Origin of the sequence: Pseudarthrobacter sp. fls2-241-R2A-127 (assembly GCF_030209355.1) — a bacterium.
In the GTDB taxonomy this organism is placed as follows: domain Bacteria; phylum Actinomycetota; class Actinomycetes; order Actinomycetales; family Micrococcaceae; genus Arthrobacter.
Genome location: NZ_JARVSF010000007.1, coordinates 40,563 through 65,179, shown reverse-complemented (window position 1 = coordinate 65,179; position 24,617 = coordinate 40,563). Strand labels below are relative to the sequence as shown.

General features: G+C 66.0%; 20 protein-coding genes and 2 tRNA genes. 8 read left to right on the top strand and 14 right to left on the bottom strand.

The genetic code is table 11. The annotated features are described in order from the left end of the window. Positions 1-2: 2 nt before the first annotated feature. The 3 genes from QRN53_RS04490 to ileS are packed head-to-tail and all read right to left on the bottom strand — an operon-like array spanning position 3 to position 5,150. Positions 3-458 (bottom strand): DUF4233 domain-containing protein, encoded by a 456-nt coding sequence (locus QRN53_RS04490; protein WP_285242822.1) that lies wholly within the window; start codon positions 456-458, stop codon positions 3-5. Between the two features lie 3 nt (positions 459-461). After that, entirely contained in the window at positions 462-1,820 is a 1,359-nt protein-coding gene (locus QRN53_RS04485; RefSeq protein WP_285242821.1) for a bifunctional folylpolyglutamate synthase/dihydrofolate synthase, read from the bottom strand. A 3-nt stretch (positions 1,821-1,823) separates the two neighbouring features. After that, positions 1,824-5,150: an isoleucine--tRNA ligase gene (gene ileS / locus QRN53_RS04480; protein WP_285242820.1), complete on the bottom strand. Its 3,327-nt coding sequence runs from the start codon at positions 5,148-5,150 to the stop codon at positions 1,824-1,826. A 410-nt stretch (positions 5,151-5,560) separates the two neighbouring features. Here ileS and QRN53_RS04475 point away from each other — a divergent pair, with 410 nt between their 5' ends. Further along, on the top strand, positions 5,561-6,562 hold the full coding sequence (locus QRN53_RS04475; protein WP_285242819.1) for an endonuclease/exonuclease/phosphatase family protein: 1,002 nt from the start codon (positions 5,561-5,563) through the stop codon (positions 6,560-6,562). Here QRN53_RS04475 and QRN53_RS04470 read toward each other — a convergent pair. After that, positions 6,559-7,317 carry an SDR family oxidoreductase gene (locus tag QRN53_RS04470; RefSeq protein WP_285242818.1) on the bottom strand — a complete coding sequence of 253 codons (759 nt, stop codon included), beginning with the start codon at positions 7,315-7,317 and terminating at the stop codon, positions 6,559-6,561. The two genes, QRN53_RS04475 and QRN53_RS04470, sit on opposite strands and share 4 nt — an antisense overlap. A 164-nt stretch (positions 7,318-7,481) precedes the next feature. Here QRN53_RS04470 and valS point away from each other — a divergent pair, with 164 nt between their 5' ends. After that, positions 7,482-10,103 (top strand): valine--tRNA ligase, encoded by a 2,622-nt coding sequence (gene valS, locus QRN53_RS04465; protein WP_285242817.1) that lies wholly within the window; start codon positions 7,482-7,484, stop codon positions 10,101-10,103. Between the two features lie 332 nt (positions 10,104-10,435). Here valS and QRN53_RS04460 read toward each other — a convergent pair whose 3' ends face one another. The 6 genes from QRN53_RS04460 to QRN53_RS04435 all read right to left on the bottom strand — a co-directional run bounded on the left by QRN53_RS04460 (position 10,436) and on the right by QRN53_RS04435 (position 15,630). Further along, a complete protein-coding gene (locus QRN53_RS04460) occupies positions 10,436-11,050 on the bottom strand; it encodes a mycothiol-dependent nitroreductase Rv2466c family protein (protein ID WP_285242816.1) in 615 nt (204 codons plus the stop codon). A 13-nt stretch (positions 11,051-11,063) separates the two neighbouring features. After that, positions 11,064-12,344 (bottom strand): ATP-dependent Clp protease ATP-binding subunit ClpX, encoded by a 1,281-nt coding sequence (clpX, locus tag QRN53_RS04455; protein WP_018761579.1) that lies wholly within the window; start codon positions 12,342-12,344, stop codon positions 11,064-11,066. A gap of 178 nt (positions 12,345-12,522) precedes the next feature. After that, on the bottom strand, positions 12,523-13,182 hold the full coding sequence (locus QRN53_RS04450; protein WP_285242815.1) for an ATP-dependent Clp protease proteolytic subunit: 660 nt from the start codon (positions 13,180-13,182) through the stop codon (positions 12,523-12,525). 37 nt (positions 13,183-13,219) lie between these two features. After that, the gene (locus QRN53_RS04445) at positions 13,220-13,843 is read right to left on the bottom strand and encodes an ATP-dependent Clp protease proteolytic subunit (RefSeq protein ID WP_285242836.1); all 624 of its coding nucleotides are present in this window, start codon (positions 13,841-13,843) and stop codon (positions 13,220-13,222) included. 238 nt (positions 13,844-14,081) lie between these two features. Further along, complete coding sequence (gene tig / locus QRN53_RS04440; protein WP_285242814.1) at positions 14,082-15,476, bottom strand: trigger factor; 1,395 nt, start codon at positions 15,474-15,476, stop codon at positions 14,082-14,084. Between the two features lie 79 nt (positions 15,477-15,555). Continuing rightward, a tRNA-Pro gene (locus QRN53_RS04435) sits at positions 15,556-15,630 on the bottom strand. A gap of 131 nt (positions 15,631-15,761) precedes the next feature. Between QRN53_RS04435 and QRN53_RS04430 the strand changes: the two genes are divergently transcribed. Next, positions 15,762-15,835 (top strand) — tRNA-Gly (locus QRN53_RS04430). A 44-nt stretch (positions 15,836-15,879) separates the two neighbouring features. Here QRN53_RS04430 and QRN53_RS04425 read toward each other — a convergent pair. From QRN53_RS04425 to QRN53_RS04415, 3 genes are all read right to left on the bottom strand, one after another. Continuing rightward, entirely contained in the window at positions 15,880-16,839 is a 960-nt protein-coding gene (locus tag QRN53_RS04425; RefSeq protein ID WP_285242813.1) for an Fpg/Nei family DNA glycosylase, read from the bottom strand. Further along, positions 16,839-17,333 (bottom strand): ribose-5-phosphate isomerase, encoded by a 495-nt coding sequence (locus QRN53_RS04420; RefSeq protein WP_018761584.1) that lies wholly within the window; start codon positions 17,331-17,333, stop codon positions 16,839-16,841. Before QRN53_RS04420 ends, QRN53_RS04425 begins: the two co-directional genes overlap by 1 nt. An 86-nt stretch (positions 17,334-17,419) precedes the next feature. Continuing rightward, the gene (locus tag QRN53_RS04415) at positions 17,420-18,439 is read right to left on the bottom strand and encodes a hypothetical protein (protein WP_285242812.1); all 1,020 of its coding nucleotides are present in this window, start codon (positions 18,437-18,439) and stop codon (positions 17,420-17,422) included. Between the two features lie 175 nt (positions 18,440-18,614). Between QRN53_RS04415 and pepN the strand changes: the two genes are divergently transcribed. The 4 genes from pepN to QRN53_RS04395 all read left to right on the top strand — a co-directional run bounded on the left by pepN (position 18,615) and on the right by QRN53_RS04395 (position 22,909). Then, positions 18,615-21,188: an aminopeptidase N gene (gene pepN, locus QRN53_RS04410; protein ID WP_285242811.1), complete on the top strand. Its 2,574-nt coding sequence runs from the start codon at positions 18,615-18,617 to the stop codon at positions 21,186-21,188. After that, positions 21,185-21,670, top strand: coding sequence for an OsmC family protein (locus QRN53_RS04405; RefSeq protein WP_285242810.1), 486 nt, complete (start codon positions 21,185-21,187; stop codon positions 21,668-21,670). The genes pepN and QRN53_RS04405 overlap by 4 nt, the downstream gene beginning before the upstream one ends. A 104-nt stretch (positions 21,671-21,774) precedes the next feature. Further along, a complete protein-coding gene (locus QRN53_RS04400) occupies positions 21,775-22,458 on the top strand; it encodes a mechanosensitive ion channel family protein (protein ID WP_285242809.1) in 684 nt (227 codons plus the stop codon). A gap of 1 nt (position 22,459) precedes the next feature. After that, positions 22,460-22,909: a globin gene (locus QRN53_RS04395; RefSeq protein WP_285242808.1), complete on the top strand. Its 450-nt coding sequence runs from the start codon at positions 22,460-22,462 to the stop codon at positions 22,907-22,909. Between the two features lie 25 nt (positions 22,910-22,934). On the opposite strand, the gene QRN53_RS04390 is transcribed toward QRN53_RS04395, so the two are convergent. Beyond that, positions 22,935-23,594 (bottom strand): DUF8185 domain-containing protein, encoded by a 660-nt coding sequence (locus QRN53_RS04390; RefSeq protein ID WP_285242807.1) that lies wholly within the window; start codon positions 23,592-23,594, stop codon positions 22,935-22,937. A gap of 64 nt (positions 23,595-23,658) precedes the next feature. Here QRN53_RS04390 and QRN53_RS04385 point away from each other — a divergent pair, with 64 nt between their 5' ends. Beyond that, positions 23,659-24,579, top strand: coding sequence for an acyl-CoA thioesterase (locus tag QRN53_RS04385; RefSeq protein ID WP_285242806.1), 921 nt, complete (start codon positions 23,659-23,661; stop codon positions 24,577-24,579). Positions 24,580-24,617 lie beyond the last annotated feature (38 nt).

Sequence of the window (24,617 nt, the reverse complement as noted above, 5' to 3'; positions counted from 1 at the left end):
GACTATGGCTGGGCGGGCCCGGCGGCCTGGTCCGGGTGGGAGGCTTCCCATTCAGCTTGCTCACGCGCGCGCTGCCCGGCTTCCCGGTCAAGCCGGATGCCGGTGCGGATCCCGTACCACCAGGCGATGGCGAACAAGGCCCCCACCAGGAACATGGCCGGTTCAAAAATGCCGGTCAAGACCAGGATGACCTGCAGGATCCACCCGAGCGCCACGCCCCATGGCCTGTTGAGGACCGCACAGGCCACCACCATGACGGCGCTGAGGGCAAGGCCCACGCCCAGGATGAGGGCGGGCGGGAACTCGCCGCGGCGCAGGCCGAACACCACCAAGGTGGCGAAGAAGATGACGAACGCTTCGAGCAGCAGCACCGTGGAGGCAAACATGACCTTGGTGGAGCGGCGCTTCTTTGGCATCCCGGGGCGCCACTCGCGCTGAGCTTTTGTAAGCCTGGCCATGGACTACGCCTCAGTCTTCCCGAGCAGGATCCGGGCCTCGGCCACCAGGGTGATGGAGCCCGTGACCAGGACGGCGCCGGAGAGGTCGTCGTTGGCTTCGGCCCGCTCCACGGCCCACTCCAGTGCGTCGTCCAGTTTCTCGGCGATGTGCACCTTGTCTTCGCCGAAGCCAAGGTCAATGGCGAGCTCGGCGAGTTCGGTTGCCGGCACGGCGCGCGGCGAGTTGGACTGGGTGAAGCAGTACTCGTCCGCCAGGCCGCCCAGGGACTCCTTGAGTTCGCGCAGGATCTCCTCGGCGTCCTTCTCCTTGAGCACGCCCACCACCGGAACCAGCTTGGTGAAGGTGAATGCTTCCTGCAAGGCGGCGGCGGAAGCCTTGATGCCGTCCGGGTTGTGTGCGGCGTCCACGATGATGGTGGGCGCAGTGCGCACTACTTCCAGGCGGCCGGGGGAGGTCACTGCCGCGAAGCCTTCCTGCAGGACCTCGAAGTCGAGTTCTTTCCCGCCGCCAAAGAACGCCTCCAGCGCGGCGACCGCCACGGCGGCGTTTTGGGCCTGGTGGGACCCGTGCAGCGGTACCAGCAGGTCCGGGTAGCGCCCGGCGATGCCCTGGATGGTGACCATCTGGCCGCCCACGGCCACCGTGCGTGACTCGACGCCGAACTCCACGCCCTCGAAGCGGAAGGGCACGTCCACTTCCTTGGCCTTCTCCAGCAGCACTTGGGCAGCATCGATAGGCTGCGCGGCGCTGATGAGGTAGCCGCCTGGCTTGATGATGCCCGCCTTTTCGCGGGCGATGTCCTCCGTGGTGTCACCGAGCAGGTCGGTGTGGTCCAGGGAGATCGGGGTAACTACCGAGACCTGCCCGTCCCCGACGTTCGTGGCATCGGTGATGCCGCCCAGTCCCACCTCGATGACGGCAACGTTGACGGGCTGGTCAGCGAAGATGGCAAAGCCCAGGATGGTGAGGCATTCGAAGTACGTCAGCCGCGGCTGGCCCTCGGCTTCGAGTTCCGAATCCACGATCTGCAGGTAGGGCCGGATCTCGTCCCAGATCCTCACAAAGGTTTCATCAGGCACGGGATGGCCGTCGATGCTGATCCGCTCGGTGACCTTGGACAGGTGCGGGCTGGTGTAACGTCCCGTACTCAGGCCGTGGGCACGGAGCACGGACTCGATCATCCTTGACGTGGAGGTCTTGCCGTTGGTTCCCGTCACGTGGATGATCGGGAACGCTTTGTTGGGTTCGCCGAGCACGTCCATGGCGCGGAACAGCGGAGCCAGGCGCGGCTCCATCTTGTTTTCCGGTGCCCTGCCCAGCAGCTCGGCGTAGACGCTTTCCACCGAAAATTCGTCGGTCATGTCCTAGGCCTCCACTTTTTCCACCACGACGGCGGGTTCGTCCACGTCTGCCGGTTCAGCAGCCAGGTCTACGGTCAGGGTCTCGCCCTTGACCAGTTCAGCGTTCGCCAGCAGGGCGGCCACGACGTTCTGCGCGGCGGTGACCGTGGTGCGGATCCGATCGCTGACGTTGAGCCCGGCGTCCTTGCGGGCCTGCTGGATGGCGCGGACCATGTCGCGGGCCAGACCTTCAGCCTCGAGTTCGGGCGTTACCTTGGTGTTGAGCACCACGAAGCCGCCGCCGGGGAGGACGGCCACGGCCTTGGAGCCGCCGACACCGCCGTCGGAATCCGCCACGACGGTCTCCAGGGTGTACTCCTGGGGCTCCAGCGGCAGGCCGCCAGCGGTCACCACTCCGTCGTCGTCAACCGACCAGTCGCCGGATTTGGCGCCCTTGATGGCAGCCTGGACGTTCTTGCCCAGCCGCGGACCCGCGGCGCGGGCGTTGACCACCAGTTTCTGCTGGATGCCGAATTCCTCCGGGGAGGCGCTTTCGGCGTCGAGCAGGCGGACTGAACGCAGGTTGAGTTCATCGGCGACGACGGCGGCGAAGCCGTCCAGCGCGCCGGCACCGGGTGCCACCACGGTGAGCTCCTGCAGGGGCAGCCGGACACGCAGGTTGGCCGCCTTGCGGAGCGAGGAACCGGTGGAGCAGATCTGCTGGACGCGGTCCATGGCTTCGACGAGGGAGGGGTTTGCGGGGAAGAGGCCCGCGTCCGGCCAGTCGGCCAGGTGCACGGACCGGCCGCCGGTCAGGCCGCGCCAGATCTCCTCGGACACCAGCGGCAGCAGCGACGCCGCCGCCCGGGTGACCGTCTCAAGGGCCGTGTACAGGGCATCGAAGGCGTCCTTGTCCTCATCAAAGAACCGTTGCCGGCTGCGGCGTACGTACCAGTTGGTGAGCATGTCCAGGTAGCTGCGCAGCGAGTCGCAGGCACCGGAGATGTCGTACGAGTCCAGCTGCGCGGTCATGTTCCGGACCAGGTCGCCGGTGTTGGCCAGCAGGTACTGGTCCAGGGTGTCGGCGTAGCCGTCGTAGCGGAGTTGCGCGTCGTAGCCTTCACCCCCGTTTGCGGCGTTGGTGTACAGGGTGAAGAAGCTGTAGACGTTCCAGAGCGGCAGGATGACCTGGCGGACGCCGTCGCGGATGCCTTGTTCGGTGACGATCAGGTTGCCGCCGCGGAGGATGGGGCTGGACATCAGGAACCAGCGCATGGCGTCGGAGCCATCGCGGTCCAGGACCTCGGAGACGTCCGGGTAGTTACGCAGGCTCTTGGACATCTTCTGCCCGTCGGAGCCCAGCACGATGCCGTGGCTGATGACGTTCCGGAACGCCGGGCGGTCAAACAGCGCGGTGGAAAGGATGTGCAGCATGTAGAACCAGCCGCGGGTCTGGCCGATGTACTCCACGATGAAGTCAGCCGGGTTGTGCGTGTTGAACCAGGCTTCGTTCTCGAACGGGTAGTGGACCTGGCCGTAGGGCATGGAGCCGGAGTCGAACCAGACGTCCAGGACGTCTTCGACGCGGCGCATCACGGACTGGCCCTCTTCCGGGGTGCGGGGGTCGTCCGGGTTCGGCCGGGTGAGTTCGTCGATGAACGGCCGGTGGAGGTCCACCTGGCCATCCTTGTTCAGCGGCAGCCGGCCAAAGTCAGCTTCCAGTTCGGCAAGGGATCCGTACACGTCGGTGCGCGGGTATTCGGGATCCGTGGACTGCCACACCGGGATGGGGCTGCCCCAGAAGCGGTTGCGGCTGATGGACCAGTCGCGGGCGTTGTCCAGCCACTTGCCGAACTGGCCGTCCTTGACGTTGCCGGGGATCCAGTTGATCTCCTGGTTCAGTTCGGACATCCGGTCCTTGAACTTGGTGACCTCGACGTACCAGGAGGACACGGCGCGGTATATCAGCGGGTTGCGGCAGCGCCAGCAGTGCGGGTAACTGTGCTCGTAGCTTGCCTGGCGGACCAGCCGGCCCTGGGCGCGGAGCACCTGCGTGATGGGCTTGTTGGCCTCGAAGACCTGCAGCCCGGCGATGTCGTGGAGGTCGCCGTGCTTGAACAGGGGCAGGAACTTTGCGCCCTCGTCGACGGAGAGCACCACCGGGATGCCGGCTTCCTCGCAGACCTTCTGGTCATCTTCGCCGTAGGCCGGAGCCTGGTGCACGATGCCGGTACCGTCCGTTGTGGTGACGTAATCGGCCACCAGGAACCGCCAGGCATTCTCCATGCCGTATTTTTCGTTGTCGGCGAAGTCATCCCAGAGCCGCCGGTACGCGAGGCCCTCCAGTTCAGCGCCGAGGTGGGTGGACACGACTGCAGCTTCAGCGTCCTCGAAGCTGTCGTATCCGAGGTCCTTCGCGTAGTTGCCCAGCAGGTCGGCCGCCAGCAGGAAGCTGCCCGCTACCGGGGCGTCGGCCGAGGCGGCCTTGACGCCGTTGGGTCCGGTCGGCAGCACCGCGTAGGTGATCGAGGGGCCGACGGCGAGCGCGGCGTTGGTGGGCAGCGTCCAGGGCGTGGTGGTCCAGGCGAGGGCCTGGACGCCGTCGAGCTGCCGGGACAGGTCGGATTCGCCGGCGAGGATGGGGAAAGTGACGGTGACCGTCTGGTCCTGGCGGTTCTTGTAGACGTCGTCGTCCATGCGCAGCTCGTGGTTGGACAGCGGCGTCTCGTCCTTCCAGCAATACGGCAGGACGCGGTAGCCGTTGTAGGTCAGCCCCTTGTCGTGCAGCTGCTTGAAGGCCCAGAGGACCGACTCCATGTACTCGACGTTCAGGGTCTTGTAGTCGTTGTCGAAGTCAACCCAGCGTGCCTGGCGGGTGACGTAACTGCGCCATTCATCGGCGTACTTCATGACGGAGGCCCGGCAGGCGTCGTTGAACTTGTCGATGCCCATGGCTTCGATCTGGGTCTTGTCCGTCATGCCCAACTGCTTCATGGCTTCGAGCTCAGCCGGCAGGCCGTGGGTATCCCAGCCGAACCGGCGCTCGACGCGCTTGCCGCGCTGGGTCTGGTAGCGGCCCACCAGGTCCTTGGCGTACCCGGTGAGGAGGTGGCCGTAGTGGGGCAGGCCGTTGGCGAACGGCGGGCCGTCGTAGAACACGAATTCGTTGCTGCCGGGCTCGCCGCCGGGGGCGTCGGCGCTGCGCTGGTCGATGCTGGCCTGGAAAGTTCCGTCCTGGTCCCAGTATTTCAGGATGCGCTCTTCGATCTCCGGGAACTTCACGGAGGCGGAAACGCCGGCATTGCCGCTGGCTGGGGTGCTGGAAGCTGAGGCCTTGGGGTAAAACGTCATGTTCGACATCCTGGGTTGGGCGCGGTGAACCTCCGGCGCGGGCCGGCTGTTCCGTTCAGGATGCGAGGACGGCGTCCGTGCCGCCCTGGGACTGCACGCTCACCGCGGTACCACCTCACTTACCGGCACTGCGTGTCCCTCGCGGAACGGGCGCCGCACCGGCCTCTCGTTAACTGCTGTGACGGGCTTACCCGTCCGGTTCTACTGACGCAGCCGCCCTGGACGGGCAGCCGCGGGTTCTTCCGGAAGCTCACCGGTGATTGCCGGGTCATAGCCAGTGGCCAGTCTACTATTTCCGGCGCGTCCAGTGCCATTCCGGAACCGGGGGCGAAGGCACGCTGCGTGCGCCCCACCGCAGGAACTGCCCCCGGAGGGCTGACCGCGGCGGACGGATTGCCTAGACTCGCCCCATGGCAGCAACGAAGCGTCCGTCCCCGGCCGCACGCGCGGCTGCGGTGTGCCGGTGGCTGTTCCTTCCCGTGGCCCTGCCGGTGGCCGCGGTTTCAGCTGTCCGTGCCGTGCCCGCCGACTGGCCGGTGCTTGCGGTGCAGCTGGTGGCCTTCACACCTTGGCTCGCGGCCCCGGGCGTTGCCGCACTTGCCCTGGCCTTCGCGGGCCGGCGCCGCTGGCAGCAGGTTGTGGCAGCCGTCCTGCTGGGATGCCAGCTGCTGTGGATTTTTCCGCTGGACGTCAGGGAACCTGCCGCCGAAGCCACGGCGGTCCCGCTGGTTGCCATGACCATTAACGCGGAGTTGGGCGGTGCGGACGCAGCCAGCATCGTGGGGATGGTCCGGGACCGGCGCGTGGACCTGCTGGCCGTGGAGGAATACACACCGGCGCTGGAAAGGAAGCTTACCGAGGCTGGACTGGACCAGTTGCTCCCCCACCGGGTTGCCCATGCCAGGGAGGGCGCAGGTGGCGCGGCCATCTACTCCTCCTATAAGCTCCGGGAAACCGGCGTGCTCCGCGGCACGCAATTCACCATGCCCGTGGCCCGCCTCATGCTGGGCGGTGGCAGCGGAACTGACGTGCAGGTGGTGGCCGTCCATACCTTGGCACCCGTGGGCGACGCCGTCCAGCAGTGGCGCGTGGACCTCGCGGCCGCAGGAAGGGTGGACAACGGCACCGGTCCCCTGCTGCTGGCCGGAGACTTCAACGCGACTTATGACCATCACGAATTCCGCTCGCTGCTGGCCGGGACCGATGGCACCCGCAGCCTCGTGGACGTCGCCGCCTCCCTTGGAATGAGGCTCGTTCCCACGTGGCCGATGCGCGACTACCGGCTGCCCGGGGTCACCCTGGACCACCTGGTGACCAGCCCCGACATCAGGGGCTCGAACTATTCAGTCGAACGGGTTCCGGGCACCGACCACGCGGCGGTGGTGGCAACCCTGCACATCAGGGGCTCCTAGCCCTTCCTGATCAATTTGTGCGTTGCGGCCTGCGCCACGGGCCGGATAACGATCTGGTCCAGGTTGACGTGGTGCGGGGCGGAGACGGCGTAACGGACCACATCTGCCACATCCGCGGCAGTCAGCGGCTTCTCCACCCCTTGGTAGACCTTCCCGGCGGCCTGCGCATCGCCGAGGCGGTTCAGCGCGAATTCCTCCGTTTGCACCAAGCCAGGCGCAACCTCGATGACGCGGAGGTTGTGTTCCGCTTCCTCCAGGCGGAGGGCATTTGTCAGGGCGTGCTGGCCGAACTTGGCGGCGTTGTAGCCGCCGCCGCCCTCATAGGCATCCAGCCCGGCCGTGGACGTCAGGTTCAGCACGGTTCCGTGCCCGGTGGCACGGAGCATCGGCAGGAAGGCGCGGGTGAGCTTCATCGTTCCCAGGACGTTGACCCGGAACATCCACTCCCAGTCGGCCGTGCTGGCGTCTCCCACCTTGTCCGCTCCGCGGGCGCCACCGGCAATGTTGATGAGCGTGTCGATGCCGCCTGCTTCGGTGACCTGGGCCAGAAGCCGGGACACGTCGTCGTCCTCTGCGATATCGGCAGCGATCGCGACGGCGCCCGTCTCCCCTGCCAGGGTGGCGAGCCGGTCTGCCCGGCGGGCGACGGCGAAAACCGTCCAGCCGTCCTCGCGCAGGGCGCGGACAGCCGCTTCCCCGATTCCGCTGCTCGCGCCGGTCACCAGTGCTGCCTTTTTCTGCAAGTCCTCAGTCATGGCACAACCCTAACGGGACAGGGCGGCAGGACGTCCCCGAACGTACTCTAAGCAGGGCCAGGGGCGCGGTTCCGCACGTCCGGGAGCGGCCCCGGAGAACGGTGCCGGCCGGGCAGCCCCAGGCTGGTTGGGTGGGATCGAAGCGGGCATGAAAGAATTGCCCAATGGCTGAAGACACGCAGGGTACAGACACGCCCACCACCGCCCCCATCAACGTTCCGGACAAGCCGGCCCTCGAAGGCCTCGAAGCCGCGCTCACCCAGCGCTGGTTGTCCGAAGGAACCTACAAATTCAACCCCGACACCACCCGGGAGCAGGTCTACTCGATCGACACTCCCCCGCCCACCGCGTCGGGGTCCCTGCATGTGGGGCATATGTTCTCCTTCACCCAGACGGACGTGCAGGCCCGGTACATGCGCATGACGGGCAAAAATGTCTTCTACCCCATGGGTTGGGACGACAACGGCCTGCCCACCGAGCGCCGCGTGCAGAACTACTACGGCGTGCGGTGCGACCCTGCCATCCCTTACAACGCCGACTACCGGCCGCCGGCCCAGCCCGCCAAGAACCAGCGCGATTTCGACGTCGTGTCCCGCCAGAACTTCATCGAGCTCTGCGAAGAGCTCGCCGTGGAGGACGAGAAGGTCTTCGAGAACCTGTTCCAGACCCTGGGCTTGTCTGTCGACTGGGACCTGACCTACCGCACCATCGATGACACCTCCCGCGCCGTGTCGCAGCGCGCCTTCCTGGCCAACCTCGCCGCCGGGGATGCTTACATGGCCGAAGCCCCCACTCTCTGGGACGTGACGTTCCGCACGGCCGTGGCCCAGGCGGAACTGGAAGACCGCGAGGTACCGGGGGCGTACTACCGCTACCCCTTCTTCACCGAAGACGGTGAAAAGATCTTCATCGAGACCACCCGTCCGGAACTGCTGGCTGCTTGCGCCGCCCTCGTGGCAAATCCCGACGACGAGCGGTACCAGCCGCTGTTCGGCAAGACCGTGACGTCGCCGCTGTTCGGCGTCGAGCTGGAAGTCAAAGCCCACCCGCTGGCCAAGGCTGACAAGGGCTCGGGTATCGCCATGGTGTGTACCTTCGGCGACCTGACCGACGTCACGTGGTGGCGCGAACTGCAGCTGCCCACCCGCGCCATCATGGGCCGTGACGGCCGCATCATCGCCGAGACCCCCGAGTGGATCACCAGCGAGGCCGGCAAGGAAGCGTACGCCGCCATTGCCGGCAAGACCGCTTTCTCCGCGAAGGAAGCCGTGGTGGAACTGCTCAAGGACGCCGACCTGCTGGACGGCGAACCGAAGAAGATCACCCACCCGGTGAACTTCTTCGAAAAGGGCGACAAGCCGCTGGAAGTGGTGACCTCCCGCCAGTGGTACATCCGCAACGGCGGCCGGGATGAGGACCGCCGCGAACGCCTGATCGGCCGCGGCAAGGAGATCGATTTCCACCCGTCCTTCATGCGCTCCCGCTACGAGAACTGGATCGCCGGCCTGAACGGCGACTGGCTGGTCTCCCGGCAGCGCTTCTTCGGCGTGCCCATCCCCGTCTGGTACCCGCTGGACGGCCACGGCAACCCCGACTACGACAACCCCATCATCCCCTCCGACGGGATGCTCCCCGTCGACCCGGCGGCGGACGCCGCCCCCGGCTTCGAGGAAACGCAGCGCGACCAGCCCAACGGATTCACCGGGGATGCCGACGTCCTGGACACGTGGGCCACGTCATCCCTGACCCCGCAGATCGTGGGTGGCTGGAGCCGGGACGAGGACCTCTTCGCGAAGGTGTACCCGTTCGACCTCCGCCCCCAGGGCCACGACATCATCCGCACCTGGCTCTTCTCCTCCGCGGTCCGCGCCGACGCCCTCCAGAAGAGTGCGCCGTGGAAGCACGCGGCCATTTCCGGCTGGATCCTGGACCCGGACCGCAAGAAGATGTCCAAGTCCAAGGGCAACGTGGTGGTACCCACCGATGTGCTCAATGAGTACGGCTCGGATGCCGTCCGTTACTGGGCTGCTTCGGCGCGGCTCGGGGCCGACACCGCCTACGAGATCGCGCAGATGAAGATCGGCCGGCGGCTGGCCATCAAGCTGCTGAACGCCTCCAAGTTCGTGCTGAACCTCGGAGCCACCGAGAACTCCGTGCTCTCCGGCGACTTGTCCGTCCTTACCAACCCCCTGGACCGGGCACTGCTGGCCCAGCTGGCCGACGTCGTTGCCCAGTCCACCAAGGCGTTCGAGAACTACGACTACGCCCGCGCCCTGCAGCTCACGGAATCATTCTTTTGGCAGTTCACGGACGACTACGTGGAACTGATCAAGGACCGCGCCTACGGTGCAGCCGGTGAAGCGGAGCAGGCATCGGTACTGGCCGCCTTGGCCACCACGCTGGACGCCCTGCTCCGGCTCTTTGCTCCCTTCCTCCCGTTCGCCACCGAGGAAGTCTGGAGCTGGTGGCGGACCGGGTCCGTGCACCGTGCCGCTTGGCCTTCGGCGCTGGAGATCCCAGGCGGTGACACCACCATGCTTTCAACCGTGGGGATTGCCCTCAGTGGTGTCCGCAAGGCCAAATCCGAGGCGAAGGTCAAGCAGCGCACGGAGGTGCTGTCCGCCACGATTACCGCCGGGGAGGCCGTCACGGCGCAGCTGCAGGCCGGACTGGCGGATCTGAAGGCTGCATCAAACGCCCGGGAAATTACCTTGGTGGTGGGTGGCGGGGACCTTGCGGTCACCGACGTAGCCCTGGCCGCAAGCGACGAGCCCGCCAAGGCCTGACGTCCGGCCCGTTCCAGGGCAAAGGGGAAGCCCCATCAGCGTTTTGCCGTTGGTGGGGCTTCGACTTTTTCGGCCATCTGGTGACGTTTCCAATGGTCTGGCAGGATCCGCTGAGTTTCCAGGTCTTACTACACCGTCACTGGTAGCTTGCATTCGACTTCGCCGATGGCTGCGTCGAAATTGCATATCACTGAATCTTTGGTTCCTGCGTCCCGCCTCTTTCGAAGTGGGTAAAAACTATTGTTCTCCCGCACCGGTCCAAGTGCAAGGGCCCCGGGGGAACTACTGTGATGTAGTTCCCCCAGGGCCCTTGGTGTGCAGCAGGCAAGCCCTTAGTCGAACTCGGGGCTTTCCGTCCGGCTGCGCTTCAACTCGAAGAAGTGCGGGTAGCCGGCGATCGCGGTGGTAGCGTCCCACAGCGTCCCGGCCACCTCGCCACGGGGAATACGGGTCAGGACGGGTCCGAAAAACGCTGTTCCGTTGAAGGCGACCACCGGGGTGCCGACGTCCTGGCCCACCAGGGAAATGCCTTCCTCATGGCTGGCCCGCAGCTGGGCATCATAAGCATCAGTGTTTGCGGCGTCAGCCAGGGACTCCGGGAGCCCGCACTCGGCGAGTGCCTTGGCAATGACTGCCGGCCGGTCCTTCTCGCCACGGTCGTGAATCAGGGTTCCCATGGCGTCGTACAGCGGCTTGATGACCTGGGGGCCATGCTCTTCACGGGCGGCAATAATCACACGGACCATGCCCCAGGCGTTGTCCATGGACTCCCGGTAAGCCGGATCAAGATCGCGGCCCTCGTTCAGGACGGCCAGGCTCATCACGTGCCATTCGGTCTCGATATTACGGACGGCTTCCACCTCACCGATCCATCGGGACGTAACCCACGCGAAGGGGCACAGGGGGTCGAACCAGAAATCGGCTTTGTTCTTGACGGGTGCAGTCACGGGGTCCTCTCGGTCAGGCAGACTTGCGGCGCTTGGCAGCGTGCGGAATCAGGGTGGGTTCAGCGCCCCGCAGCACCACGTCTTCGGTGATGACCACGCTGGCGACATCCTCACGGCTGGGCAGATCGAACATCACCGGAAGAAGGACTTCCTCCAGGATGGCGCGCAGGCCGCGGGCACCGGTCCCGCGCTCAAGGGCCTGCTCGGCGATGGCGTCCAGGGCGGTGTCGTCGAACACCAGCTCCACGCCATCGATCTGGAACATCTTCTGGTATTGCTTCACCAGGGCGTTCTTCGGGGTGGAAAGGATCTGGATCAGGGCGTCCCGGTCCAGGTTGGAGACCGTGGTGATCACGGGAAGCCTGCCGATGAATTCGGGGATCAGGCCGAACTTCAGCAGGTCCTCCGGCATGACCTCCCCATAGGAGTCAACCTTCTTGCTGGCCTCGTTGAGCGGGGCACCGAAACCAATGCCCTTGCGCCCTGAACGGGAGCCGATGATCTCTTCCAGCCCGGCAAACGCACCGGCCACGATGAACAGGACGTTCGTGGTGTCGATCTGGATGAACTCCTGGTGCGGATGCTTCCGGCCGCCCTGCGGCGGCACCGATGCCACCGTGCCCTCCAGGATTTTCAGGAGGGCCTGCTGGACTCCTTCGCCGGACACGTCCCGGGTAATGGAAGGGTTTTCGCTCTTACGCGAGATTTTGTCGATCTCGTCGATATAGATGATGCCCTGCTCAGCCTTCTTGACGTCGTAGTCCGCAGCCTGGATCAGCTTAAGGAGGATGTTTTCCACGTCTTCGCCGACATAGCCGGCCTCGGTGAGCGCGGTGGCGTCCGCCACGGCGAACGGGACGTTCAGGCGCCGGGCCAGTGTCTGCGCAAGGTAGGTCTTGCCGCAGCCGGTGGGCCCGATAAGGAGGATGTTCGATTTGGCGATTTCGACGTCGTCATGGTGCCCGGCGTCACCAAGGCTGCCTGACTTGGGCGCATGGCCTGCCTGGATGCGCTTGTAGTGGTTGTAGACCGCGACGGCGAGGGAACGCTTGGCGGGCTCCTGGCCAATGACGTATTCCTGCAGGAAGTCGAAGATCTCCCGCGGCTTGGGAAGTTCGAAGCTGCCGAGGTCCGCGACCTCGGCGAGTTCCTCTTCAATGATTTCGTTGCACAACTCGATGCATTCATCGCAGATGTAGACACCGGGCCCGGCAATGAGCTTGCGGACCTGCTTCTGGCTCTTTCCGCAGAAAGAGCACTTCAGCAGATCAGTGCTCTCGCCAATCCGAGCCATATGTGAACCCCTTAGTATCCTGCTGCCAGGCAGCCCTGCGCCATTGCTGAAAAATCGTTCCCGGCCAGCGGGGACCGGTTTGTGACATCTTCCACTCTAGGTCACATTCGACGCCAAGGGTGGAATGAAAAGGCCGGTGCGGCCAAATGAACATGGCCTGCACCGGCTTTCCGGACTGTTACCGAGTGATCGCCTGGGGTTTGATCTTGCGGGAATCAAGCACCTGGTCGATGAGGCCGTAGGCCTGCGCTTCACCTGCCGTGAGGATCTTGTCGCGCTCGATGTCGTTGTTGACCTGCTCCGACGTGCGTCCGGAGTGGTGGGCGAGGGTGTCCTCCAGCCAGGAGCGCATCCGCATGACCTCTGCAGCCTGGATCTCCAGGTCGGACGCCTGGCCACCCTGGCCGCCGGACAGCGCCGGCTGGTGGATCAGGACGCGGGCGTTGGGCAGGGCGAGCCGCTTGCCGGGGGTACCGGCTGCCAGCAGCACGGCGGCGGCGCTGGCGGCCTGGCCCAGGCAGACCGTCTGAATCTCGGGGCGGATGTACTGCATGGTGTCGTAGATGGCCGTCATGGCCGTGAACGAGCCGCCGGGAGAGTTGATGTACAGGGTGATGTCGCGGTCCGGGTCGGTGGACTCCAGGACCAGCAGCTGGGCCATGATGTCGTCAGCGGACGCGTCGTCCACCTGCACGCCGAGGAAGATGATGCGGTCCTCGAAGAGCTTGGTGTACGGGTCCTGGCGCTTGAAGCCGTAGGGTGTGCGTTCCTCGAACTGAGGCAGGACGTAGCGGCTGGACGGAAGATTCCCGGCGGACCACCCAAAGTTGTAGTTCATTGTGTTTGCTCCTGATCGAAGGGGTTCTGGATGCCGGTTAGTTCTGCGAGGCTGATTCGCCGGAGGAGGAGTTGGACGTTCCGCCGCCGCCGGAGACCGAGCCGGCGTGTGCGGCGATCTTGTCGAAGAAGCCGTATTCGAGGGCTTCGGTGGCGGTGAACCACTTGTCGCGGTCGTTGTCCTTGAGGATGGTCTCTACGGTCTGGCCGGTCTGCTCGGCCGTCAGTTCCGCCATGACCTTCTTCATGTGCAGGATGAGCTCGGCCTGGATCTTGATGTCCGAGGCCGTGCCGCCGATGCCGCCGGAGGGCTGGTGCATGAGGACGCGTGCGTTCGGGGTGGCGTAGCGCTTGCCCTTGGTGCCGGAGGACAGCAGGAACTGGCCCATGGAGGCTGCCAGGCCGGTGGCCACGGTGACGACGTCGTTGGGGATGAACTGCATGGTGTCGTAGATGGCCATGCCTGCCGTGACGGAACCGCCGGGCGAGTTGATGTAGAGGTAGACGTCCTTTTCAGGATTCTCGGCGGACAACAGCAGCAGCTGCGAGCAGATGGCGTTGGCGTTGTCGTCACGCACCTCCGAGCCCAGCCAGATGATCCGCTCCTTGAGGAGGCGGTTGTAAATGTAGTTGTCCTGGGCTGCAGGATCGACGGTCGCCATCCGGGGTGCCTCTGAGTGCTGTGACATGTTTATTTACCTCTCACTGGTGACGGTGACATCACTGAAAATCACTACTTGGACACTAACCGGTTTCACGGATGATTTGTTCGCGCACTCACTGCTGTTCGCTGACGGCGCACGATCCGCGAACAGCGCGCGCACGCCCCACTTTTCGGCCCAACGCGAACGGCCCCCGGATCTCAAGGATCCAGGGGCCGTTCGCTGCGAAAGGGAAGGACTATGCCTTGGCCTCGGCGGTGGTTTCCTCTGCCTCGGCAGCTTCGCCCTCGACCGCTTCGGTGGCGTCAGCGTCAGCGGCTTCCGCAGCCGGAGCTTCCTCGCCGCCGGGGCGGACGAAGTCGCTCAGGTCGACAGCCTTGCCGTCGGTGTCGGTAACCGTGGCCTGGCCGAGGACGACGGCCAGTGCCTTGCGGCGGCGGACCTCGGAAACCATCATGGGGACCTGGCCGCTCTGATCAATGATCTGGGCGAACTGGTTGGGGTCCATGCCGTACTGGCTGGCGGTGGTGACGATGTAGTCGATCAGCTCGTTCTGGCTGACGTTGACTTCTTCCTTCTCCGCGATGGCGTCAAGGATGATTTCGTTCTGGAAGGCGCGGGCCGTGTTGGCGCGGACCTCTTCGCGGTGCTCTTCGGTGTCGTGCTCACCGTCTCCGTGGCCGTTGCCCTCCTGGAAGTGGGCTTCGAGCTGCTCTTCGACCACAGAGTCCGGAACGGGAACCTCAACCAGCTCGACGAGCTTGTCCAGGACCTTGTCGCGGGCTTCGACGCCCTGCTCGACGATCTTGGAGTCGGCAGCCTGCTTGGCGAGGTCCTCGCGGAGCTCGGCGAGGGTGTCGAATTCGGAGGCCAGCTGGGCGAAGTCATCGTTCGCCTCGGGCAGTTCGCGTTCCTTGACAGCCTTCACGACGACCTTGACCTGGGCGGCTTCGCCGGCGTGGTCGCCGCCAACCAGGGTGGTGTCGAAGATGGCGTCTTCGTCGGCGCTGAGGCCGGTCACGGCCTCGTCCATGCCCTCGAGCATGGTGCCGGCACCCACCTGGTAGGACAGGCCCGCAGCGGAGTCGACTTCTTCGCCGTCGATCGTGGCGGTGATGTCGATGGTCAGGAAGTCGCCGTCGGCAGCGGGGCGGTCAACGGACTTGAGCGTACCGAAGCGGCCGCGAAGCTCGTCCAGTGCCTTGTCAACGTCAGCCTCGGAGGATTCCGCAGCGGCCACCTGGACCTCGATGCCGGCGTAGTCCGGGAGTTCAATCTCGGGGCGCACGTCAACCTCGGCGGCGAACTTGAGGCCGCCGTCGGTTGCGGAGGGATCGGGCACCTCGGTGATCTCCACCTCGGGACGGCTCAGGGGGCGGATGCCGGATTCCTGCACGGCAGCCTGGTACCAGCCGTTAAGGCCGTCGTTGATGGCGGTCTCCAGGACGTAGCCGCGGCCGACGCGCTGGTCGATGAGCTTGGCGGGAACCTTGCCCTTGCGGAACCCGGGGACCTGGATCTGCGACGCAACGGTCTTGTAAGCCGAGTCGATGCTGGGCTTCAGTTCCTCAAAGGGGACCTCAACATTGAGCTTGACCCGCGTGGGGGTGAGGTTCTCGACAGCGCTCTTCACGGTCTAAGTACTCCTGGGTTGTGGGATGGGTTTCTGCAAACGCAATGGATGTCCAGGCCTGCTGGTCCTGGCCGCAGAGTCGGGGTGACAGGATTTGAACCTGCGACTTCCTGCTCCCAAAGCAGGCGCTCTAGCCAAGCTGAGCTACACCCCGTAAGTGCACAGGCAAGTCTACGGTGATACACGTCGCGAATGCACATTTGACACGTAGGCCATGGATTAGGTTTAGTTGTATCCGGCTTCAACAGCCAGCCCGGAGTTTCCGCGAAAAACGGATCTTCCTTCGGGGACGTAGCTTAATGGTAAAGCCTCAGTCTTCCAAACTGATTACGCGGGTTCGATTCCCGTCGTCCCCTCCAAACAAAAGGACCCCTCAGTTGAGGGGTCCTTTTGCGTTTGCCTCCTATGCCTGCGGCTGCTGGCAGGAAGGGCACCAGTAGAGGTTCCGGCCCACGAGGTCGGTGACGAGCACGATGGTCCGGCACACCCGGCAGGGAAGGCCCTGCCGCTTGTAGACGAAGTGGACGTCCTCGCGGGCAGGGAAGTGTGCCCCCTTGGGCGGCACAGGATTCCCCGCTGCGGCGGTCTTGGCCGCTGTGGTGCCGTTGAGGGTCCAGTACTTTGGCGGCGTGGTGATGATCCGCCCGTCGGTGACGCCGTCGGCCATGACGGTGACGACGTCGCGCCACAGCTTCCGGGCATCGCTGTCCGGGAGCGCCGCGCCGGGAAGCCACGGATCCAGCCGGCGCCGGAACAGCACTTCGGCGCGGTAGACGTTGCCAACCCCGGCAATGATCTTCTGGTCCATGAGCATCGCTGCCAGCGGCGTCTTCCGGGCGCGAAGGTTAGCAGCGAACCGGCCTGCGTCCCCGCGAAGGTTCCGCAGCGGATCCGGCCCGAGCCGGGCAAGGACGGCATCGGTCTCCTCGGCGGTGATGGTTTCGCACGTGGTTGCCCCGCGCAGGTCCGCCCAGCCGTGGCTCCCGGCCAGCCGGACGCGGACTGCCCCCACCGGTGGCGGCGGACCTTCGTACGCTGCGCCGCCGTCGTCGTCCCCGTCAGCGAAAGCTTCCCGCTCCCCCACCCGACGCGGCGCCCCAATGCTGGACGCGCCGGCGAAGGTACTGTCGCCGCCGAAGCTCCAGGCGCCGTACAGACCCAGGTGGACATGCAGCACCAGCGAGTGGTCGAAGTGCAGGAAGAGGTGCTTGCCGTGCGCCTCCGCAGAGACCAGCGTGTGGCCGTCCAGCAGGGCCGCTCCCCCGCTGAACCGGCCCTGGGGACTGGAGATGGCGAGGGTTTCACCGAGGAAGACGTCGCCGAACTGCCGGGCGAGCCTGCGGACCGAATGTCCCTCAGGCACTACTCGATGACCTCGCCCGTGGCCTCGTAGGCTGCGATCTTGCCGATCCGGCGGACATGGCGCTCGTCGTTGCTGAACGGCTCGGCCAAGAATGCCTCGATCAGTTCGGTGGCTTCCTCCACTGAGTGCTGGCGTCCGCCCACAGCGACGACATTCGCGTCGTTGTGCTCGCGGGCCAGGGTGGCAGTGGAAAGGTTCCATGCCAGGGCGGCCCGAACACCCTTGACCTTGTTCGCCGCAATCTGCTCGCCGTTGCCGGAACCGCCCAGCACGATGCCCAGCGCATGCACGCCTGCCTGCTGGTCTGCGACTACGGCGAGGGCGGCGTTGATGCAGAACGACGGGTAATCGTCCTGGGCGTCGTAGACTTTGGGCCCGTGGTCCACCACCTCGTAACCCTTGCCTGTCAGATGGGACACCAGGTGGGCGCTGAGCTCCATGCCGGCGTGGTCGGTGGCGATGTGGACCCGCGGGAAGGCAGGGGAAGTTGTCACGAGCAAAATCCGTTCGGTTCGGTGGGCTGGCAGGCCGGCCCGGGGGCCGGAACAACACCGATAAGGATACTCGGACTGCCCCGGCGTCAGGATTCGGGCTGCCCCGTGGGCGCCGGCGGGCCGCCCCCGCGCCGTGCCCTGGCCGCCACCCGGGTCAGGACATCGGCCAGCCGCGCCGCCGAAGCCTGGCTGCCGCCGCTCACGGCCAAACGCTGTCCGTCCGTCTTGCGCACCACGACGGCGGGCCCGCTGCTGACCAGCATGGCCGCGGTGCCGCGGTGGTGCCGGTAGCCCCATCCGCCGTAATCCGCGGCCCTCACCTCTGCTGCGCTGGCGGCGGAGATGGCTCCGGCGGGAACATCCATAACCGGTACCACTCCGGCCAACAGGACCCGCAGGCCACTGCGGTCGGCCTTGACGCGGGCGAACAGGAATGCCGCGCTGCCGGCGGCCAGGAGGACCAGCAGTATCCCCAGCCACGGCACCACAAGGGCCAGGAGCGCCGCCGGGAAGAGTGATGCGATGCCGATCATGACGAAGACCGAGCTACGGGCATGCACCCACAAGCGGATCGTGTCCAGGGCGAGATCCGGATCTGTCTCCTTGGCGATGGCTGTTTGCAGGGCCCGGTCGTCGTCATGGGACCACTGCCGGTCAGCCTTGTAGACCATGGCCATGGTGACGCCCAGGGACACCGCAGCGCCGCTCCCGAGCGCCAGCACGGTCATGTCCACGCGTGACTGCCGGGCGTCAGCGAGACCCACCTGGCCGATGAGGCCCGCCGCGAGGGCCGAGGTGATGAAGAGGCTGAGGAAGAATCCGGTACCCATCATGATCCGGCGCATCAGCACGGGCCTGCCCAGGGGAACCGCCTGCAGCAGGACCAGCCAGCCGGCAATGACAATCGCCCCCGCCCCTGTACCCACGTAGGCGCCGAACGGGGCAAAGGCGGCACCGCCGTCGTCCGTCCAGCGCACCGCGAGCGGGTCCGGAAGGTCGGGGCGGAGCAGCCAGGCGCAGAAGGCGAAGGCGGCGGCGAGCGCGACGGGGAACCCGATGGCAAAGCGCAGCGCCTTGGCATCCACGGAATCCAGCAGCTTTCCCATGCATCCAACGCTACCCCTGCGCCCGGCTCCGGAAACCACACGGCCGGAGGGTGCGGCGCGCTGTGACCCGGGCAACTTGCCAAGGACTGCAAGGATGAAAGAATGCAGCAGAGTGCCGCACCCGGGACCACCGGCCGGCAACCGAAACTTCTCTGGAGGCCCTCCTTTGCCAGGTATGAACCTGACGCGCGCCGAAGCCCGTGAGCGCGCAGAACTGATCACCGCCGAGTCCTACGATGTCAGCCTGGACCTGACCCGGGGCGGAGAGGTCTTCGGCAGCACCACCACCGTGAAATTCACGGCTGTGCCGGGATCGTCCAGCTTTATTGATGCCGTAACCCGGACCGTGCACAGCGTGACCCTGAACGGCCGCGTCCTCGACCCCGCCGCCGTGTCCGACGGCGTGCGGATCCAGTTGCCCGGGCTGGAGGAACACAACGAACTGACCGTCGTGGCGGAGATGCCTTACATGAACACCGGCGAGGGCCTGCACCGGTTCGTGGATCCGGTGGACAACGAGGTCTACCTGTACACGCAGTTCGAGGTTCCGGATTCGCGCCGGATGTTCGCCGTCTTCGAACAGCCCGACCTGAAGGCAACGTTCGCGTTCACGGTCACGGCCCCCTCGCACTGGGATGTGATCTCCAATTCCCCCACCCCGGAGCCGGTGCAGGCCCCGCCCGCGGAGGACGGCGGAGCCAGGTCGGTTTGGGCCTTTGCGCCCACCCCGCGACTCTCCTCCTACGTCACCGCCCTGATCGCCGGACCGTACCAGTCGGTCCGCAGCGAGGTGACCAGCTCGGACGGACGCGTCATCCCGCTGGGGGTGTTCGCGCGGAAGTCGCTCATGCAGTACCTGGACGCGGAGAACATCTTCGAGCTCACGCGGCAGGGCTTCGGGTTCTTCGAAGCACAGTTCGGCTGCCCGTACCCGTTCGAAAAGTACGATCAGCTTTTCGTGCCGGAGTTCAATGCCGGCGCCATGGAGAACGCCGGCGCGGTGACCATCCTGGAGGGCTACGTCTTCCGCAGCAAGGTCACCGGCGCCCAGATCGAGCGGCGCGCCATCACGGTGCTGCACGAGCTGGCGCACATGTGGTTCGGGGACCTGGTGACCATGCGGTGGTGGAACGACCTCTGGCTCAACGAGTCCTTTGCGGAGTACATGTCCCACCTGGCGGCAGTGGAGGCCACGTCCTTCACCAGCGCCTGGACCACGTTCGCTTCGGTGGAGAAGTCCTGGGCCTACCGCCAGGACCAGCTCCCCACCACCCACCCCATCTTCGCGGAGATCAACGACCTGCAGGACGTCGAGGTCAACTTCGACGGCATCACCTACGCCAAGGGCGCCTCGGTGCTCCGGCAGCTGGTTGCCTGGGTGGGTCCTGAACAGTTCATGGCCGGCGTCCGGGAGTACTTCGCCAAGCATTCCTGGCAGAACACCGAACTGCGCGACCTGCTGGTGGAGCTGGAGAAGGCGAGCGGACGCGACCTTGACGGCTGGGGCCGGCAGTGGCTGGAGACGGCGGGCGTCAACACCCTCACCCCCGAGCTGGACGTGGACGCGGACGGGACACTGAAGTCACTGGCGATCGTGCAGTCCGCGGTTCCGGAGTGGCCCACCATCCGGCCGCACCGCCTTGCCGTGGGCTTCTACAACCTCTCCGACGCCGGGAAGCTGGAGCGGGTGCACCGCGAGGAGCTGGATGTCGACGGCGAACGCACGGACGTGCCGGGCGTCGCCGGCTTGGCGCAGCCGGACCTGATCCTCGTCAACGACGACGATCTCGCCTACGCCAAGGTCCGGCTGGACCCGAAGTCCCTGGCTACCGCCACCGCACACCTCAAGGACTTTGAGGACAGCCTGCCCCGGACCCTCGTCTGGAATTCGGCGTGGGACGCGGCCCGGGACGGCCAGGCTCCGGCCCGGACGTACGTGGAGCTGATCCTGGCCAACATCGCCGCAGAGACGGACTCCTCGGTGATCCTGGTCCAGCTGCGCCAGCTGGCCACCACCCTGAACTTCTATGTGGCCGAGGAACACCGCGAAGCCACCGCCGTATCAGCCGTAGACCGGCTGTGGGACCTGGCGTCGGAGGTTCCCGGGGGTTCCGACGCGCAGCTGCAGTTCGTGAAGTCCTTTGCACTCCTGGCCCGCAGTGCGTCACAGCTGGACCGGGTGGCGGGCCTGCTGGACGGCTCGGCCGCCCTGGACGGGCTGGCCATTGACCAGGACCTCCGCTGGGAACTTGTGGCGTCGCTGGTGGCCGGCGGCCGGATGGGCCAGGACGGCATCGACGCCGAGTTGGCGCGGGACAACACCGCCAGCGGGCAGAATGCCGCCGCCTTGGCCAAGGCCGCGCTTCCCACGGCTGAGGCAAAAGCGGCCGCCTGGGAGTCGATCGTGGTCAAGGGCGAACTGTCCAACGCGCTGCAAGGATCGGCCGTGGCAGGCTTCATGCGGGTCCGTGACCGGTCGCTCCTGGAGCCCTACGCGGAGAAGTATTTCGCAGCGGTGCCGGCCATCGTGGCAACCCGGACCCACGCACTCGCCCAGCAGATCGTCGTCGGCCTCTACCCAGCGCTGCTGACCACGCAGGCTACCATCGACCAGACGGACACCTTCCTGGCGTCACTGCCTGCGGAAAGCGCCGCGCTGCGGCGGATGATGCTGGAAAACCGCGACGGCGTGGCCCGTGCCCTGCGCGCGCGTGCCGCCGACGTGCTCCCGGACGGCAGCGACGGATGAGCCTCAGCGAACACACGTACGCGCTGACAGTCCAGTGGACCGGCAACCGGGGTGGGGGCACGTCGTCGTACCGGAGCTACTCCCGTGACCATGACGTGCTCATCCCGGGCCTTCCGGTCCTGAAGGGCTCAGCGGACCCGACGTTCCATGGGGACCGGGAGCGGTACAACCCCGAACAGCTCCTCCTGGCGGCCCTGGCGCAGTGCCACATGCTGTCCTACCTGCATGTGGCCGTGAAGCATGGCGTGGTGGTCACTGACTACCGGGACGAGGCATCCGGGCTGATGCGGCTCAACCGCGACGGCAGCGGCCAGTTCGAACAGGTGACACTGCACCCCAGGGTCACCGTGGCCGACGCCGGCCAGGTGGACCTGGCGGCCGGGCTGCACCATGAGGCGAACCAGGTCTGCTTCATTGCCCGCAGCGTGAATTTCCCGGTGCTGCACCAGCCGGTGACGGTGGCCGGGCAGGAAATTTCCTAGGAGCGGAGGGCTGTACCACCCGGGATGAGGATGCGGGTTGCTTCACGCTCCGGCGCTAGGGTTGAAGGAGAACAGCGCAATCCCCCAAGGAGCTATTTCCCCCCATGGTCAGTATGTTGTCCATCCTTCCCCCAGCCTCCAGCCAGCCCGTCGGCGTCAGCATCCCGGGCATCGTGATCAGCCTCGGCGTCGGTGTCGGCATCTGGCTTGTCGCCACCTTCATCATCTCCCGCATTACCAAGAGGGTGGCGTCGGGAAGCAACTTCTTCAAGAAACCTACGTTTAAGTGGGTGGCGCCTGCCCTCAGGGCCCTGGACCACGAACGGCGCGTCCAGCGGGCGGAGACCATCGGCTCGCTGCTGAACAGCATCGTCGGCGTCCTCGTGGCAGTCATCACCGGCATGTATGTCCTGCAGAACCTGGACATCAACATCGCTCCCCTGCTGACCAGCGTGGGAATCCTGGGCGTGGCCATCGGCTTCGGCGCCCAGCAGCTGATCCGCGACTTCCTGGCCGGAATCTTTATCACCATCGAGGACCAGTACGGCATCGGCGATGTCATCGAAACCAGTGAGGTGGTGGGCGTGGTGGAGTCCATGGGGCTCCGGATCACCCGGGTCCGCTCCGACGACGGCGCCATCTGGTACCTGCGCAACGGTGAGATCCTGCGCGTGGGGAACCGGTCGCAGGGCCGTTACCTTCCGATTAATGAGTCCGACGACGGCACGACAGACCAGGCCTCGGCTCACGTGGAGACCAAGAAGACCGACCAGAAAGCCGGCGAGTAGCATGACGATTCCCATCGAGCCGCAACGTCCCCAACTGATGCAGAACGACCCCTTCAGCCAGCCGGCGTACACCGACAGCTTCTACGACGCCGTGGGTGGGCACGCGACGTTCGTGAAGCTCATCGACGTTTTCTACGATGGCGTCGCCACGGATCCGCTGCTGCGGCCGATGTACCCGGAGGAGGACCTGGCTCCGGCAAAGCGACGGTTCCTGATGTTCCTTGAGCAGTATTGGGGCGGGCCCACAACCTACGGTGAGGAGCGCGGGCATCCGCGCCTGCGGATGCGGCACATGCCCTTCAAGGTCACACCGGAGGCAAAAGACCGGTGGCTGTTCCACATGCGCGCGGCAGTGGATGCCTTGGAGCTGCCGCCGCTGTACGAGGGAACGCTGTGGGAATACATGGAGCGGGCGGCGCTGTCCATGGTGAATAGTCCGTCCGGCGCGTGACGCCGGCCCGTCAGGAGTCCTGAAGTTACAGGAGGCCGCTGCCGGTGCGCGCCAGGACGTGCCCGCGCGGACCGCTGAGCCTGAACCAGCGGCCGGCACGGTAGAGCGCCTGCTCGCCGTCCGCAAGGAAGCCTAGGGTGAGCGCCGCGAAGGCGGCACCCGCGGGCAGGCCGGACTGGTCCAGTTCGCGTCCCCACACGGCAGCCCGGGCGTTATTCACAATCAGGGCGCCGGGCTTATCCGGCACAATGCCCGCCACTTCGGCGATGCCGGCCTCGGCGGCCTCCCGCAGGCGCCCGTCGCTGAGGGAGCCCAGCGACTCCCATCCGGCCCGGGGCGCGCCCACCCCGGTCCAGGATTCGGTGACGGTGGTGGGCGGAACCGGGAGCTCGACGTCGGACGCGCCGGCGCGGGCAAGCCGGTCCAGGACGGCCGCCAGGGGCACCGTGACGTCTGTTGCCGACGGATCCGACAACGCCATGGTGCGCAGGCCCAGGATGGTGGGTGTCGATTCCCCAAGCAGCCGGGGCCGCAGGACGCACACATAGGCCGCCAGGACGGAACCGGCGGCCTGGAGCCGGATGGCGCCGTCGTCAATTGCTTTGGCGCGGGTGGCGAACGTCTTCAGGTCCGCAAGGTCCCTGGGATCGGCGAAGCGGAAGGACGAAGTGAGGAGATCAGACACACCAAGAACACTACCGGCTGCGCGCCGGTTGAGTGGTCCGGCGGGCGCCGTCTAGAGTCGGACCATGACTGAAGCCGAAGCCGGACTGCTGGTGCCCCCCAGCGGCGATCCCACCTCATCGCTGATCGAACTGCTGGACCTTGGCGACCTGGAAGGCGCGCGGACGGATGAGGACATCTTCCTTGGCCCCTCCCAGCGGCAGCCGCACCACAGAGTTTTCGGCGGCCAAGTGCTGGCGCAGTCGCTCGTCGCCTCCACCAGGACGGTTGATCCGGACCGGCTGGTCCATTCGATGCACGGCTACTTCCTGCGGCCCGGCGACGCCAACAAGCCCATCACGTTCGGCGTGGAGCGGCTGCGGGACGGCAGGTCATTTTCCGCCCGGCGTGTCCATGCCTACCAGGACGGGGTGCCCATCCTGTCCATGATTGCTTCCTTCCAGGTCGAAGCCGAGGGCATCGACCACTCCGCCGCAATGCCTGCCGGGATCCCGGACCCGGAGTCCCTTCCCAGCACGGCGGACCTGCTGGGAAAGTTTGACCATCCGGTGGCCCGGCACTGGGCGTACGAACGGCCCTTCGACATCCGGCACGTAGACCCTGCCTTGTACGTCTCGGCAAGCGGCCCCCGCGAGGCGCGCAACGCCGTCTGGATGAAAACCCTGGGGCCAGTGCCGGACAATCCCAACCTGCACCGCGCAGCCCTGGCCTACGCCAGCGACTACACCCTGCTCGAATCGATCCTCCGGAGGCACGGGCTGAGCTGGATCACCCCCGGGATGAACGTTGCCAGCCTGGACCACGCCATGTGGTGGCACCGGCCCGCCCGGGTGGACGACTGGCTGCTCTACGTCCAGGAGTCCCCCAGTGCCCAGGGTGCCCGCGGCCTGGCCACCGGCAAAATCTTCAACCGGGAAGGCCAGCACGTCGCCTCCGTGGCCCAGGAGGGTATGGTGCGGGTCCCCACCACCCCGGATGGGCCATAGCTCCGGAGGCACACAGAAGGCCGGCACCCTGAACTTGT

Excerpts from the sequence above, each read along its gene's own strand:
- QRN53_RS04490 (WP_285242822.1), bottom strand. The coding sequence starts at position 458 with ATGGCCAGGCTTACAAAAGCTCAGCGCGAGTGGCGCCCCGGGATGCCA.
- QRN53_RS04485 (WP_285242821.1), bottom strand. The coding sequence starts at position 1,820 with ATGACCGACGAATTTTCGGTGGAAAGCGTCTACGCCGAGCTGCTGGGC.
- ileS (WP_285242820.1), bottom strand. The coding sequence starts at position 5,150 with ATGACGTTTTACCCCAAGGCCTCAGCTTCCAGCACCCCAGCCAGCGGC.
- QRN53_RS04475 (WP_285242819.1), top strand. The coding sequence starts at position 5,561 with ATGGCAGCAACGAAGCGTCCGTCCCCGGCCGCACGCGCGGCTGCGGTG.
- QRN53_RS04470 (WP_285242818.1), bottom strand. The coding sequence starts at position 7,317 with ATGACTGAGGACTTGCAGAAAAAGGCAGCACTGGTGACCGGCGCGAGC.
- valS (WP_285242817.1), top strand. The coding sequence starts at position 7,482 with ATGGCTGAAGACACGCAGGGTACAGACACGCCCACCACCGCCCCCATC.
- clpX (WP_018761579.1), bottom strand. The coding sequence starts at position 12,344 with ATGGCTCGGATTGGCGAGAGCACTGATCTGCTGAAGTGCTCTTTCTGC.
- QRN53_RS04450 (WP_285242815.1), bottom strand. The coding sequence starts at position 13,182 with ATGAACTACAACTTTGGGTGGTCCGCCGGGAATCTTCCGTCCAGCCGC.
- QRN53_RS04445 (WP_285242836.1), bottom strand. The coding sequence starts at position 13,843 with ATGGCGACCGTCGATCCTGCAGCCCAGGACAACTACATTTACAACCGC.
- QRN53_RS04415 (WP_285242812.1), bottom strand. The coding sequence starts at position 18,439 with ATGGGAAAGCTGCTGGATTCCGTGGATGCCAAGGCGCTGCGCTTTGCC.
- pepN (WP_285242811.1), top strand. The coding sequence starts at position 18,615 with ATGAACCTGACGCGCGCCGAAGCCCGTGAGCGCGCAGAACTGATCACC.
- QRN53_RS04405 (WP_285242810.1), top strand. The coding sequence starts at position 21,185 with ATGAGCCTCAGCGAACACACGTACGCGCTGACAGTCCAGTGGACCGGC.
- QRN53_RS04400 (WP_285242809.1), top strand. The coding sequence starts at position 21,775 with ATGGTCAGTATGTTGTCCATCCTTCCCCCAGCCTCCAGCCAGCCCGTC.
- QRN53_RS04395 (WP_285242808.1), top strand. The coding sequence starts at position 22,460 with ATGACGATTCCCATCGAGCCGCAACGTCCCCAACTGATGCAGAACGAC.
- QRN53_RS04385 (WP_285242806.1), top strand. The coding sequence starts at position 23,659 with ATGACTGAAGCCGAAGCCGGACTGCTGGTGCCCCCCAGCGGCGATCCC.